The following is a 13,547-nucleotide window of genomic DNA, read 5'->3' on the forward strand; positions in this document are numbered from 1 at the left end:
ACGGCGATCTCCCGACCGGAGCACCGCAGCACTCTACTGCGGCGGGGCGACTCCTTTGTCGTCGGACGCGGTGCGCGCGGCCTCGGTTGCTTCGAGCTTAGCGAGTGCCTCCCGCAGTGCGGCAGCCCCGTCGTTTCCCACCTGCTCCACGAAGTGGACCAGCGCCGCGCGGCGGCTGCCGACCTCGTCCGCCTGCTGCAACGCGTCGACCATCAGGCTGGCGACGAGTTCGTCCCGGCTGTGCACCGGGGCGTAGCGATGCGCGCGGTCGTCGCGCTGCTGCACCACCAGATCCTTCTTCGCCAGTCGCTGCAGGACGGTCATCACCGTGGTGTACGCGAGTTCGCGGCGTGCGGCGAGTGCCTCGTGGACCTGTCGGACCGTCTGCGGTTCGTCGGCCGACCACAACTGGTCCATGACCGCTTTCTCGAGTTCACCAAGACCTGCCATCCCACCAGTTTACGGAGCCAACGACACAAATGCGTACTACAGATCGTCGTAACCCGCCGGTAGCTGTGTGGGATTTTTCATACCGCGGGGGTATGACGTTCCGGTCCGCCCACCGTGCCGACGACGTGCCGGGTGCCGATGGGCACGATCATGGGCCGTCCCGAGACCGGATCGTCGAGCACGCTGGCCTCCAGGCCGAACACCTCGCGCAGCAGGTCGGCGTCGACGATGTCGGCGGGCGCGCCCTGGGCCACGACGCGGCCGTCGTGCATGACGACGAGCTGGTCGCTGTAGCGGATGGCGAGGTTGAGGTCGTGCAGCACCATGACGACGGTGCGGCCGAGATCCTCGTGCAGCCGGTCGACCAGGTCCAGCACCTCGAGCGAATGCGCCAGGTCGAGGTAGGTGGTCGGCTCGTCGAGCAGCAGGATGTCGGTGCCCTGCGCCAGCGCCATCGAGATCCAGGCCCGCTGGCGCTGGCCGCCGGACAGTTCGTCGAGGGTGCGGTCGGCGAGGTCGGCGATGCCGGTCTGGGCGAGCGCGGTGGCGACCTCGCCCTCGTCGTCGGCCGACCACTGCCGCAGCCAGGACTGGTGCGGATGCCGCCCGCGGGCGACGAGGTCGGCGACCGTGAGGCCCTCCGGCGCGACCGGCGTCTGCGGCAGCATGCCGACGACGCGCGCCACGTCGCGGGTCTTGAGCGTGGCGATCGCCTTGCCGTCCAGCAGGATTCGGCCGTCCTTCGGGCGCAGCAGGCGGCCCAGCGCCCGCAGCAGCGTGGACTTGCCGCATCCGTTGGGGCCGATGACGGTGGTGATCACCCCGGTCCGGATGTCCAGCGACAGGCCGTCGACGATCACGCGGCCGCCGTAGCCGAGGGTGACGTCGTCGGCACTGAGGGTATGCGGGGTGGCGGTCATGAGAGGGTCGCTTTCCGGTTCGTGCGCACGAGCAACAACAGCAGGAACGGTCCGCCGAGGACGGCGGTGACGATACCGACCGGGAGGTCGACAGGGACCACGGTACGCGCCACGACATCGCCTCCGACCACGATCAGGGCCCCGACCAGCGCCGATGCGACGATCGGCTCACCGGGCGCGCGCAGTAGCCGGCGCGCGATCTGGGGTGCGGTGAGCCCGACGAACGCGACCGGCCCGACCGCCGCGGTGGCGAGCGCGGCGGCGACGACGGCGGCCCCGAGCAGCAGCCCCTGCTGCGCCTGCAGCCGCACGCCCAGCGCGCGGGTGGTGTCGGTGCCGAACCGCAGGGCCGCGAGGGTCCGCGCCGATCCGGCGGTGACGGCGAGCACCACGGCCAGGCCGATTGCCGCGGGCACCGCGCGGGTCCAGTCGGCGCCGTTGAGCGAGCCGGTGAGCCACAACTGGGCGCGGGTGGCGTCGGTGAGGGTGGCGCGGGTGAGCAGCCAGCTCACCCCCGACAGCAGCAGGGCGTTGACGCCGATTCCGATGAGTACCAGGCGCATTCCGGTCGTGCCCGCCGCGCCGTCGTGCCCGCGGCCCCAGGCCAGGACGTAGATCGCCACCGCCGTGAGCAGCCCGCCGGCGAGCGCGGCCAGCGGGACGCCGAGCGTGGCGGCGAGGCCCGTGGCGGATCCGGTCCCCGCGACCGCGGCGACGGCCGCACAACTCGACCCGGAGGTGATACCGAGCAGATCGGGGCTGGCCAGCGGGTTGTGCAGGATCGACTGCGTGACAGCGCCCGCCAGGCCCAGCGCGGCGCCCGCGACCACGGCCGTCACCGCCCGCGGCAGCCGCGACTCGAAGATGATGAACCGCTGCGCCCGCGTGCCCCCGCCGGTCAGGACGTCGAGGACCCGCCCGAGCGGAATGTGGAACTCGCCCACCGCGATATCGAACGCGAACGCCACGAGCAGCGCGACGGCGAGGCCGATCACGGTCAGCAGGACGGAGATTCGCAGCACAGCCGACGCGGGCCCCACCCGCACCGCGGGCCGCACCCGGGACAGCGTGGACATGCTCCCCGATTTCGTCGAGTCACTCACAGCCCCACCGTCTTCCGTCGCCGGACGAACCAGATGAAGCACGGCGCTCCGATCGCGGCCAAGACGATGCCGGTCTGCAATTCGCCGGGGCGGGCGACGACGCGGCCGGCGACGTCGGCCAGCAGCAGCACGATCGCGCCGAGGAGGCCCGAATAGGGCAGCAGCCAGCGCTGATCCGGGCCGGTGAGCATGCGGGCGAGGTGCGGGACCATCAGCCCGAGGAACGAGATCGGCCCGACCGCGGCGGTGGACGCGCCGGTGAGCAGCACGATGGCCGCGAGCCCGAGCATCCGGTTGCGGCCGACGTTGACGCCGAGCCCGCGGGCCACGTCCTCGCCGAGACCGAGGGCGTTGAGGCCGGGCGCGGCGACGAACGCCAGGACCGTGCCGGCGATCAGGAACGGCAGCACCTGCCGCAGCACGCTCACGTCGTGCCCGGCGACGCTGCCCACCACCCAGAACCGGAAGGTGTCCAGCGCGGCCGGATTCAGCAGCATCACCGCGTTGGTCAGCGCCTGCAGCAGCGCCGTCACCGCGGCGCCGGCCAGCACCAGGCCCAGCGGGCTCGCGGTGCCGCCGCCGACGGCGGAGACGCCGAACACGACCAGACCCGCGATCAGCGCGCCCGCCAGCGCGAACCAGATGAACTGCTCCGGGCGGGTGAGCGCGAACAGGTGGATGGACAGCGCCGCCAGGAACGCGGCCCCGGCATTGAGCCCGAGCAGTCCGCCGTCGGCCAGTGGATTGCGCGTGTAGCCCTGGATGAGGGCACCGGCGATCCCCAGCGCCAGGCCGGTGATCAGCGCCAAACCGGTTCGGGGCAGCCGCAGTTCGCGCACGATCTGGTCCGCGGGCGTACTCGCCGGGCAGCTCAGCGGCCAGCCGCCGGGGCAGGTGAGCGCGTGCAGAACCGCGTCGGGTGACAGCGATCGGGCGCCCACGGCGATGCCCGCCGCCACGGTGACCAGCAGTACTACCGCCAGGATCAGGAGCCCTGCGACGCGGTGCCGATTCCTGGTGACTCGAGTGGGCACGGCGACGAATAACTCCTGACGTGATTCGATTCATTGCTAAGTCTGGTAAGCCTAACCTATCTTCCGTTTCGGCCCCGCATTGCCAACCGACTAGGAGGTTCGATGTCCGAACCGTTGATGAGCGCCCTTCCGGCTCGCCGGTCCGACGAAGCATTCGGCTACGCCTGTGCCCGGCTGCGCGCGCTGCAACCGGAGCATCCGCGGGTGTACGCCGTGGCCGCCATGGCCGATCAGGGCCGGCGGCGGTGGTGGCGCCTGGCCGACGGCGCGCGCGAGGGGCGCATCGAACTCATGTACCGCCGCCACGTCGCGGAGATGATCAGCGCCGACATCGCCGCGGAAGTCGTTGCGACGGCGCTGATCCACGCCGTGGTCGGCCGTGTCGTCGCGCTGCTGGTGGCCGAGGGGAGGGCCTGGGATCCGGGGCTGGAGAATCTGTGGGTGCACACCGACAACGACGGCGGGATCGACTGGGCGGGCTTGTCCGACACCACGATTCGCGTCGTCGACGGCGACCGCCTGGCGGGCCGTCCGGGCGTGGTGACCCTCCCGTGCGAGCGCGCGATGTCGGTGTGGCTGGCGCATCGGTGCGAGGCGGCGCTCACGCTGTCGGAGCACGCGATGGCGCGGTGTGCGGGCCTGAGCGCGCGGCGTTTCTGGTCGCTGGTCGCCGAAACCGTTGTGGGCGCGGCCACTTACGTGCCGGACCTGGCGCGCACCTCCTCGGCGGCGGGCGCCGCGCGGGGGCAGTCGCTGCTGGCCGCGATGGACGAACGCGGAATGCCGGTGCGTCGCCCTTGCCTTGTTAGGTAAGCCTGCCCTACACTGAACATCGGCGTCCGGATCGCCGAGAGTCCCGAGGGCTGCGGTCGACTCCCGATCCTGTGCCGCGGCGGGCTCCACGTATCCGACGTGGAGCCCGCCGCTCTCGTCTCCGGAGCGAATGCTAAGCATTTCCTATGACCGAGCGCGATCAGACCGACGTCCGTTCCCTCGCGGATATGACCCCCGAGCTCATGACTCGCTACAGCGAGGGCACCTTCACCGACCTGATCGGCCTGAAGTACACCGAACTGGGACCGGATCGGGTGGCGGCGGAATGGGCGGTGTCCGCCCGGCTGCACCAGCCGGCCGGGATCGTGAACGGCGGGGTGTACTGCACCGTCATCGAGACGCTGGCCAGCGTGGGCGGCGGCGTCTGGTACGGCGAGCGCGGCACGGTCGTGGGGGTCAACAACAACACCGACTTCCTGCGCGCGGTCCGAGAGGGCACGCTGCGCGGCGAGGCCGCCCCGATCCACCGCGGCCGCCTGCAGCAGCTGTGGCAGGTGGTGATCACCGACGAGCAGGACCGGGTGGTCGCGCGCGGTCAGGTGCGGCTGCAGAACCTCCCCGCATCCGAGTCCTGAGCACGTCGCGCGGCATGCCTCGGGCAGTCGTGCCAGAATGTCGCCCACGAACAGGCAACCCCACGCGCCGGCGACGAACACTGATTCTTGCCCCGGCGTAGCCGGGTTCGCAGATCGCCCGGTACGACACAGGGGTCAGCCGGCGTGGAACCGTCCGATTCGCCGAGGAGTACCGCATGCGCTTGTCGCCGCATGAGCAGGAACGGCTGATGCTCAGCTACGCGGCCGAACTGGCCCGTCGCCGCCGCGAGCGCGGGCTGCGGCTCAATCATCCGGAGGCGGTCGCGATCATCACCGACCACGTACTGGAGGGCGCGCGCGACGGTCGCACGGTGGCCGAGCTGATGGCCTCCGGGCGCACCGTGCTCACCCGCGACGACGTCATGGACGGCGTGCCGGAGATGATCCACGACGTGCAGGTGGAGGCGACCTTCCCGGACGGCACCAAACTCGTCACCGTGCACCACCCGATCGGCTGAGACGATATGGCAGAGCAGAATCCCGGCGGCCCGGGACCCGTGGTGCCCGGCGAGCACCTGTACGCGGACGATCCGATCGAGATCAACGCGGGCGCGGCCCGCCTCGAACTCGACGTCGTCAACACCGGCGACCGCCCGGTCCAGGTCGGCAGCCACGTGCACTTCCCGCAGGCCAACACCGCGCTGGCATTCGACCGCGCGGCGGCGCACGGCCACCGCCTCGATATTCCCGCCGGCACCGCCGTGCGCTTCGAACCCGGTCTGGCCCAGCGTGTCTCGCTGATCCCGCTGCGCGGCTCCCGCGAGGTGTACGGGATCAGCCTCGATGCCCCCGGCCCCCTGGACATCCCGCCGCCGCCCGGCTGGTCGGCCTCCACCGAACGCGGAATTCTGGACGGAGACCTATGAGTGAGCTGAGCCGCGCCCGGTACGCCGAACTGTTCGGGCCGACCACCGGCGACCGAATCCGCTTGGCGGACACCGATCTGCTGATCGAGATCACCGAGGACCGCAGCGGCGGACCGGGTTTCGCGGGCGACGAGGCCGTCTTCGGCGGCGGCAAGGTATTGCGCGAATCCATGGGCCAGGCGCGCGCCACGCGCGCCGAGGGCACCCCGGACACCGTCATCACCGGTGTGGTGATCGTGGATCACTGGGGAATCATCAAGGCCGACATCGGGATTCGTGACGGCCGCATCAGCGCCATCGGCAAGGCCGGCAACCCGGACATCATGGACGGCGTGCATCCGGATCTGGTCGTCGGGCCGTCGACGGAGATCATCGCCGGTAACGGGCGCATCGTGACGGCCGGGGCCATCGACTGCCATGTGCACTTCATCTGCCCGCAGCTGCTGGAGGAGGCGCTCGGCAGCGGCATCACCACCATGATCGGCGGCGGCACCGGACCGGCCGAGGGCAGTAAGGCCACCACCGTCACCCCGGGCTCGTGGCATCTCGGCCGGATGCTGGAGGCCACCGACGGGTGGCCGGTGAACATCCTGCTGCTGGGCAAGGGCAATACCGTGCGGCACGAGGCGCTGTGGGAGCAGTTGCGCGGCGGCGCGGGCGGTTTCAAGCTGCACGAGGACTGGGGGACCACCCCGGCGGCCATCGATGCGGCGCTCACCGTCGCCGACGCCGCGGGCGTGCAGGTGGCGCTGCATTCGGACACGCTGAACGAGGCCGGATTCGTCGAGGACACCCTCGCCGCGATCGCGGGCCGGGCGATCCACTCGTATCACACCGAGGGCGCGGGCGGCGGCCATGCGCCCGACATCATCACGGTCGCCGCGTATCCCAACGTGATGCCCAGCTCCACCAACCCGACCCGGCCGCACACGGTCAACACCCTCGACGAGCATCTCGACATGCTCATGGTGTGCCACCACCTGAATCCGGCGATTCCGGAGGATCTGGCCTTCGCCGAGAGCCGGATCCGGCCGTCGACCATCGCCGCCGAGGATCTGCTGCACGACCTGGGCGCGATCTCCATGATCGGCAGCGACTCCCAGGCGATGGGGCGTATCGGCGAGGTGGTGATGCGCACCTGGCAGACCGCGCACATGATGAAGCGCCGCCGCGGCGCGCTGCCGGGCGACGGCGCCGCCGACAATATGCGGGTGCGGCGCTACGTTGCGAAGTACACGATCTGCCCCGCGGTCACGCACGGCCTCGACCACGAGATCGGCTCGGTCGAGGTGGGCAAACTGGCGGACCTGGTGCTGTGGGAGCCGGCGTTCTTCGGTGTCCGCCCGCACGCGGTCCTCAAGGGCGGCACGATCGCCTGGGCCGCCATGGGCGACGCCAACGCCTCCATCCCGACCCCGCAACCCGTCCTGCCCCGCCCCATGTTCGGCGCGGCCCCCGCCGTCGCCGCGGGCACCTCCCTGCACTTCGTCTCCGAACAGGCGATCGAGTCCGGCCTCGCCGACCGCCTGCGCGTGAACCGGAAACTCACCCCGGTCGCCAACGTCCGCAAGCGCACCAAATCCGACCTCCCCCACAACGACGCCATGCCCCGCATCGAGGTAGACCCCGACACCTTCACCGTCCGCGTCGACGGCGAGGTCTGGGCCGAAGACCCCGCCACCGAACTCCCCATGGCCCAGCGCTACTTCCTGTTCTGAAGCGTTGGTGCACGGATAGACTGGCGATCATGAGCGGCGCGCGTGATGAGCTACACGAGCTGATTGATCAGCTGCCGGAGGCGCGGCTGCGTCCGGCACTCCAACTGATCCGCGGGCAATTGGAAACATGGGGCACCGACAAGGTCGAACGCGACCTCCCGTTCTTCGCGTCCTTCGCGGCCGAGCCGGATCTGGGCGAAAGGCACGAAGAGTACCTGCGGTCCGAGGCAGGGCGTTGACGCTCCTGTGTGACACCGGCGTTTTGCTCGCGGCCGGCAATACTCGTGACAAGCACCCTCTCGCGTGTCTGCGGCTTCTCCAGCACGCCGAGCCGCCTTTGCTGGTGCCGTCTCCCGTTTTGGGAGAAAATTGGCTATCTGCTCGAATCCCGGGTGGGGCCGCAGGCCGAGGTGGCGTTTCTTCGCTCCTTCCCTGACTGTGCCGTCGTTCGTGTGGCCGCTCTGGCCGTCGAGGGAGCCTAGGACGCCAGGGCCGGTGGCAGACTGATCGGTATGACTGATGCCGGATGGAACGATGTGGACCGCTACCTTGTCGACACTCTGGTCGGGGACGCGGATTCCGATGTATTCGAGGCGAATTCGGCGGCGGGGTTGCCGCCGATCGACGTGTCGGCGCCGCAGGGCAAATTCCTGCATTTGATCGCGGTGTCGGCGGGGGTGCGGCGGGTGCTGGAGATCGGGACGCTCGGCGGGTACAGCACGCTGTGGCTGGCGCGGGCGGTGGGTCCCGAGGGGCAGGTGGTGACGCTGGAGTTCGAGCCGCGGCACGCCGAGGTCGCGCGGAAGAATCTGGACGGCAAGGGCGTCGGCGACCGGGTCGACATCCGGGTCGGCCCGGCGCTGGACAGCCTGCCGGTATTGGCCGAGGAGAACCCGGAGCCGTTCGATCTGGTGTTCATCGACGCCGACAAGGTCAACAACTCGAACTACGTGCGGTGGGCGCTGCGACTGACCCGCCCCGGTTCGATCATCGTCGTCGACAATGTCGTCCGGCACGGCGCCATCGCCGACGCGGACTCCGCCGACGCCGCCGCGCGCGCCAGCCGCGAGGTCCTGGAACTGCTCGCCGCCGAACCGCGGGTGGACGCGACCGCGGTGCAGACCGTCGGCGCGAAGGGCTGGGACGGATTCGCCTACGCGGTCGTCACCGGCTGACCGTCAGGACGGGCGGGAGGATCGGCGGGGATTGCGCGCCAGATCCTCCCAGAACCGGACATACGCCAGCTCGTGCTCGATACCGAGTTCGAGGATGCGCGAACGGGATTCGGCCCGGGCGCTGTCGTCCGGGTCGATCTCGCCGTGCAGCGTGCGGTACAGCTCGAGCCAGTGCCGATGCTCCCGCGCCTGGCTGTGTGCCAGCGCGACCACGTCGCCCGGCTCGCCCAGGTCGGCGAAGAACAGTTTGAGCTGGGCCGGATCACGGGTCTCCGGCGGCGGGCTCTGCGGATCGGACAGCCAGCGCCGTAACTCCGCCCGTCCGTCCGCGGTGAGATGGAACACCCGGCGCCGCCGCCCGGTCTCCTCGGCCTCCTCTCGCAGCAGCCCCTGCTCGGCGAGCCGGACCGGGATCCGGTACAGCTGGGCGTGCGGCACCGGCCAGAAGTAGTCGACGCTCTCCTCGAGATAGGCCTTGAGCTCGTAGGGCGTGAGCGGCCCGTGCCGGGCGATGAGCCCGAGCACGATGTGGTCCTGCGGTCCCAGCTCGGCCATGCGTCCTCCTCGTCCGTTGACACCGTCTCACTGAGACTATATGTTCATCCCATCGAAACCGTATCAATGATACTATTGGAGTGAACGCATGCGTGACTTCGGAATCGCCCTGTACAACCGCTGGGCCGACCTGTGGAACGGCGACCTGGCCGTCGCGGACGAGATCATGGCGCCCGCGCTGACCCTGCGCTACGCCCAGGCAGGCGCCGACGTCTTCGACGAGATCCGCGATCCCCGGGCGCTGGCGGCGCGGATCGAGGCGTTCCGCGCCGAGCGTCCGGGACTGCGGTACGAGGCGCAGGGAGAACCGGTCGTGGAGATGGCGGGCGACCGGACCGGCCTGGTCGCGCGCCCGTACGGGGCGCGGTGGTCCTCGCCCGAGCGCGAGATCGACCTCAGCGGCACCGACATCCTGCGTTTCGTGGACGGCCGCATCGTGGAGGTGTGGTCGGTGTCCGGTGGCGCGGCCGGGCGCAGCTTCTACCCGGCGGCGTGAGCGGGGCGCGGCGGCTCGACGGCCGTATCGTGGCGAAGGGTCAGCGCCGCGCCTCGAACCCGGCGCACAGCGCGCGCAGGCCCGACCGCAGCATCTGTTCGGGGTCCAGCAGATCGCCGCTGCCGGTGCCCTCCAGTGGGGCCAGTGCGGGCGGCGAGGGCCAGCGCGGCGAGCCCTCCAGCAGGGCCGTGAGTCCCGACACCTCGTCCTGCTCGCTATCGCGTTTGGCCAGCATCGCGGCGCTGACCTGCTGTAGCGCGATCCCGGCGATATAACTCCACACCGCCAGCGACATGCGGGTCGCCTCGCGCCGGTCGTCGGTCAGCTCGGTGAAGCCCTCCACCAGCCAGGCCAGGCAGGTCAGGCTGTGCGGCCCGAAGTTGTAGCGGGGGACCGCGAAGGTGAACAGCACCCACGGATGCTGCTGGTAGAGCTGCCAATCGATCTCCGCGGCGATGCGGACGCGATCGTGCCACGTCCAGTCCGGTCGCGGGGGCGGATAGGGGTTGCGGCGCGAGACCTCGTCGGTCATCTCGGCCAGCAGCGCGTCCTTGTTCGGCACGTGCCGGTACAGCGACATCGCGCCCACGCCCATGCGATCGGCGATGCGCCGCATGGACAGCGCGTCCAGACCGGCCTCGTCGGCCAGCGCGAGGGCCGCGTCCACGATGGCGGCCCGGGTCAGCTTGAGGTCGGTCACGGGATAACTCGCTTTCGTTTTCCGTCCGGGGTGCGTACGCTGTACTCGGCTCTCACGCGTACGTCGTACGCACGATCGAAGGATAGGTGATGACCGGCATCGACACCCGTATGACCACGCCCGCGCGCCGTGCCTGGCTGGGCCTGGCGGTCCTCGTCCTGCCGGTGTTGCTGGTGTCGATGGACATGTCGGTCCTGTTCCTGGCGATGCCGACGCTCACCGCGCATCTGGATCCCTCCGCGGCACAACAACTCTGGATCCTCGACATCTACGGCTTCATGATCGCCGGGTTGCTGATCACGATGGGCAACCTCGGCGACCGGATCGGCCGCCGCAACATCCTGCTGGCGGGCGCGGCGGTGTTCGGGGTCGCGTCGGCGCTGGCGGCGTTCGCGCCGAGCGCCGGCGTGCTGATCGCGGCGCGGGCGCTGATGGGTATCGGCGGGGCCACGTTGCTGCCGTCGAGCCTGGCGCTCATCTCGAGCCTGTTCCCGGATCCGCGCACGCGCGGCACGGCGATCGGCGTGTGGACGGCGTTCTTCGCGGGCGGTTCGGCGGTCGGGCCGATCATCGGCGGCATGCTGCTGCACGGCTTCTGGTGGGGGTCGGTGTTCCTGATCAATGCTCCCGTGGTGCTGGTGCTGCTGGTGGCCGGGCCGTTCGTGCTACCGGAGCATCGGGCGGCGGCCCGGGGTCCGCTGGATCTGCTCAGTGTCGCGCTCTCGATCGGCGGCATCCTGCCGACGGTCTGGGCGGTGAAGCAGGCCGCCGCCGAGGGTATCGATGCCGAGGTGGTGATCGCGGGCGTCTTCGGTGTCGTCGTGCTGGTCTTGTTCGTGCGGCGGCAGCGGCATCTGGCCGAGCCGCTGATGGACCTGAGCCTGTTCCGGCGCGGGCTGTTCTCCGTCGCCATCGGCTCGAGCACGGTCGGCATGATGTCGCTGGCGGGGATGAGCTACATGACCAGTATCTACCTGCAGTCGGTGGCCGGACGCGACGTGCTCGGCGCGGCGCTGCTGGGTATTCCGATGGCGATCGCGGTGTTCACGCTGTCGATGAGCGGAGCGCGGGTGGCCCGGTGGCTGGGTACCAGGACGGCGTTCGTGCTGGCGCTGAGCGCGGCCGCGGCCGGGAACCTGATGCTGCTCGGCATCGGGGTGGACGGTGGAATCCCGTGGTACATCGCCGGTTCCACGGTGGCGGGGCTCGGCTACGGCATCGTGTTCACGCTGGTATCGGAGGTGGCCGTGTCCTCGGTCCCGGCCGAGCGCGCCGGTTCGGCGGTGGGCATCTCCGAGACGAGTTTCGAACTGGGCAATGCGCTGGGACTGTCGCTGCTGGGTTCGCTGGCGGCGCTGGTGTTCCGGTCGGGCGGCGACTACGCGGCCACCCTCGGCGAGACGCTGGCCCGCGCGGGCGACGACGCCGGGCTGGTCCACGCGGCGCGCGAATCGTTCGTCACGGGTATGCACGCGGCCATCGCGGTCGGCGTCGCGCTGCTGCTCGTCATGGCGGTGGTCGCCGTATTCGCGGCCCGGCCGCGCGGTGCGCAGGGGAATCCGCAGGCGTCGGAGCTGCCCGAGACGGCCGATTGTGGGGCGGGCGGTCGCTGACGGTGGAGATCTCCCCGTGGTGGTCCGGCCCGGGTCAGTCGTGGGCCGACCACACCCGAGGCCCGGCCCACCGCTTCATGTCCCGCCGCTGAGCCGTACGAGATTTCGCGGTGGACCGGCCCCTGGTCATGGGATAAGGACCACTTTGCCTGTGCTGGCGCGGGTTTCGAGGGCGCGGTGTGCCGCGGCGGCCTCGGCGAGGGGGAAGGGCTGTAGCGCTGGGCGCAGGCGACCGGAGGCTGCCTTGGCGAGGGCGCGGGTCTCCAGGACGCGGATGCCGCCCGCGCGCTCGGTCATCTGGGGGCCCAGCACGTTCTTGGACTCGATGCCCCGCGCACGGAAGTAGTCGTCGCCCAGATCGACGGGATCGCCGCTGCTCCAGCCGAAGACGAGGTGGGTGCCACCGGTGGTGAGGAGGTCGATCGCGGCGCGGGCCGTGTCGCCGCCCACGCCGTCGAACAGCAGGGCGGCCGGGCGCTCGCCGAACCGTTCCCGGACCCGGTCGGCCCAGCCGGGCTGCCGGTAGTCGAGGGCGAGGTCGGCGCCGTTGGCCGCGACCAGATCGGTCTTCGCCGCTCCGCCCGCCAGCCCGACCACCGTGAGCCCGGCGTTCTTCAGGTGCTGCACGAGCAGCGTGCCGATCCCGCCCGCGGCCGCGGTGACCACGGCGACGGTCCCGGGTTCGAGGGTGGCGAACTGCAGGATGCCGAAGGTGGTCCGCCCGGTGCCGATCATCGCGACCGCCGCCGCGGGATCGAGCCCGGCCGGAATCTCGTGGAGCTGCCCGACTCCCGTGACGGCGAGTTCGGCGTACCCGCCGGGCACCGCACCGAGATGGGCGACAACCGCTGTGCCGAGCCATTTCTCGTCGACTCCGGGACCGACCCGGTCGACCGTGCCCGCCACCTCGCGGCCCGGAATCGTGGGCAGATCCGGCGGCGGGAACGGTCCCGGCTCGCCGCTGCGGATATTCGTGTCGACGAAATGCACCCCGGCCGCCGCGACGGCGATCCGGACCTGGCCGGCCGCCGGTTCGGGGTCCTCGGCTGTCTCGTAGCGCAGGTTCTCGGCGGGCCCGAAGGCGTGCAGGCGAATCACGTTCATGCCGTCCAGCCTGCAACCTCGACGAAAGTTGAGGTCAAGCGTCCGGTCGAGTGACGGGCGTCTCGCCGCGGATCCGGGACGTTCGCGCCCCCGCACGCCCGCCTAGTCGGCGCAGCCGTCCTCAGCCCGCGCACGGCCGGAGCGAATGCGGAGGTACGCCTAGGATCGAGCCGTGCGGAAGCTGGGAGTGCGGCGATGAGTCTGGCGATATTGCTGACGCTGGCCGACTCGCGGCTGCCCATCGGGGGACACGTGCATTCCGGCGGCGTGGAGGAGGCCGTGGCGTCGGGGCTGGTGCGCGACGTGCGGTCGGTCGAGCTGTATCTGCGCCGCCGGATCCGGACCTCGGGACTGGTGACGGCGTCGCTGGCGGCGGCGGTGTG

General features: G+C 70.7%; 16 protein-coding genes and 1 pseudogene. 10 read left to right on the forward strand and 7 right to left on the reverse strand.

What is annotated here, in order from left to right; genetic code table 11:
• Positions 1 to 33 precede the first annotated feature (33 nt).
• The 4 genes from ON41_RS14340 to ON41_RS14355 form a co-directional block, all read right to left on the reverse strand.
• Positions 34 to 450: a BlaI/MecI/CopY family transcriptional regulator gene (locus ON41_RS14340; protein ID WP_040748115.1), complete on the reverse strand. Its 417-nt coding sequence runs from the start codon at positions 448 to 450 to the stop codon at positions 34 to 36.
• A 77-nt stretch (positions 451 to 527) separates the two neighbouring features.
• On the reverse strand, positions 528 to 1,370 hold the full coding sequence (locus ON41_RS14345; protein WP_040748116.1) for an ABC transporter ATP-binding protein: 843 nt from the start codon (positions 1,368 to 1,370) through the stop codon (positions 528 to 530).
• Positions 1,367 to 2,446, reverse strand: a complete 1,080-nt coding sequence (locus ON41_RS14350; protein ID WP_040748117.1) for a FecCD family ABC transporter permease — start codon at positions 2,444 to 2,446, stop codon at positions 1,367 to 1,369. The genes ON41_RS14345 and ON41_RS14350 overlap by 4 nt, the downstream gene beginning before the upstream one ends.
• 23 nt (positions 2,447 to 2,469) lie before the next feature.
• Complete coding sequence (locus ON41_RS14355) at positions 2,470 to 3,507, reverse strand: FecCD family ABC transporter permease (RefSeq protein WP_040748118.1); 1,038 nt, start codon at positions 3,505 to 3,507, stop codon at positions 2,470 to 2,472.
• A 102-nt stretch (positions 3,508 to 3,609) separates the two neighbouring features.
• Between ON41_RS14355 and ON41_RS14360 the strand changes: the two genes are divergently transcribed.
• The 7 genes from ON41_RS14360 to ON41_RS14390 all read left to right on the forward strand — a co-directional run bounded on the left by ON41_RS14360 (position 3,610) and on the right by ON41_RS14390 (position 8,696).
• The gene (locus ON41_RS14360) at positions 3,610 to 4,320 is read left to right on the forward strand and encodes a hypothetical protein (protein WP_040748119.1); all 711 of its coding nucleotides are present in this window, start codon (positions 3,610 to 3,612) and stop codon (positions 4,318 to 4,320) included.
• A 188-nt stretch (positions 4,321 to 4,508) separates the two neighbouring features.
• Entirely contained in the window at positions 4,509 to 4,916 is a 408-nt protein-coding gene (locus ON41_RS14365; protein WP_040748133.1) for a PaaI family thioesterase, read from the forward strand.
• Positions 4,917 to 5,092: 176 nt separating this feature from the next.
• Entirely contained in the window at positions 5,093 to 5,395 is a 303-nt protein-coding gene (locus ON41_RS14370; protein WP_040748120.1) for an urease subunit gamma, read from the forward strand.
• Positions 5,396 to 5,434: 39 nt separating this feature from the next.
• Positions 5,435 to 5,803: an urease subunit beta gene (locus tag ON41_RS14375; protein ID WP_083905355.1), complete on the forward strand. Its 369-nt coding sequence runs from the start codon at positions 5,435 to 5,437 to the stop codon at positions 5,801 to 5,803.
• Positions 5,800 to 7,521 carry an urease subunit alpha gene (locus ON41_RS14380; protein WP_040748121.1) on the forward strand — a complete coding sequence of 574 codons (1,722 nt, stop codon included), beginning with the start codon at positions 5,800 to 5,802 and terminating at the stop codon, positions 7,519 to 7,521. Before ON41_RS14375 ends, ON41_RS14380 begins: the two co-directional genes overlap by 4 nt.
• Before the next feature lie 29 nt (positions 7,522 to 7,550).
• Positions 7,551 to 7,760: a hypothetical protein gene (locus ON41_RS14385; RefSeq protein WP_040748122.1), complete on the forward strand. Its 210-nt coding sequence runs from the start codon at positions 7,551 to 7,553 to the stop codon at positions 7,758 to 7,760.
• A gap of 273 nt (positions 7,761 to 8,033) precedes the next feature.
• Positions 8,034 to 8,696, forward strand: coding sequence for an O-methyltransferase (locus ON41_RS14390; protein WP_040748123.1), 663 nt, complete (start codon positions 8,034 to 8,036; stop codon positions 8,694 to 8,696).
• A 3-nt stretch (positions 8,697 to 8,699) separates the two neighbouring features.
• On the opposite strand, the gene ON41_RS14395 is transcribed toward ON41_RS14390, so the two are convergent.
• The gene (locus ON41_RS14395; protein WP_040748124.1) at positions 8,700 to 9,251 is read right to left on the reverse strand and encodes a PadR family transcriptional regulator; all 552 of its coding nucleotides are present in this window, start codon (positions 9,249 to 9,251) and stop codon (positions 8,700 to 8,702) included.
• An 88-nt stretch (positions 9,252 to 9,339) separates the two neighbouring features.
• On the opposite strand from ON41_RS14395, the gene ON41_RS14400 reads away from it, so the two are divergent.
• On the forward strand, positions 9,340 to 9,747 hold the full coding sequence (locus tag ON41_RS14400) for a nuclear transport factor 2 family protein (RefSeq protein ID WP_040748125.1): 408 nt from the start codon (positions 9,340 to 9,342) through the stop codon (positions 9,745 to 9,747).
• A 40-nt stretch (positions 9,748 to 9,787) separates the two neighbouring features.
• On the opposite strand, the gene ON41_RS14405 is transcribed toward ON41_RS14400, so the two are convergent.
• Complete coding sequence (locus ON41_RS14405) at positions 9,788 to 10,447, reverse strand: TetR/AcrR family transcriptional regulator (RefSeq protein ID WP_040748126.1); 660 nt, start codon at positions 10,445 to 10,447, stop codon at positions 9,788 to 9,790.
• 89 nt (positions 10,448 to 10,536) lie between these two features.
• Between ON41_RS14405 and ON41_RS14410 the strand changes: the two genes are divergently transcribed.
• Entirely contained in the window at positions 10,537 to 12,060 is a 1,524-nt protein-coding gene (locus tag ON41_RS14410) for an MFS transporter (RefSeq protein ID WP_051161474.1), read from the forward strand.
• A gap of 126 nt (positions 12,061 to 12,186) precedes the next feature.
• Here the strand turns inward: ON41_RS14410 and ON41_RS14415 are convergent, their stop codons facing one another.
• Entirely contained in the window at positions 12,187 to 13,164 is a 978-nt protein-coding gene (locus ON41_RS14415; protein WP_040748127.1) for a zinc-binding dehydrogenase, read from the reverse strand.
• A gap of 195 nt (positions 13,165 to 13,359) precedes the next feature.
• On the opposite strand from ON41_RS14415, the pseudogene ON41_RS14420 reads away from it, so the two are divergent.
• Positions 13,360 to 13,547 (forward strand): annotated as a pseudogene (locus ON41_RS14420) (urease accessory protein UreF); the annotation flags it as partial.

The organism is Nocardia transvalensis NBRC 15921 (assembly GCF_000308875.1).
Lineage (GTDB): Bacteria > Actinomycetota > Actinomycetes > Mycobacteriales > Mycobacteriaceae > Nocardia > Nocardia transvalensis.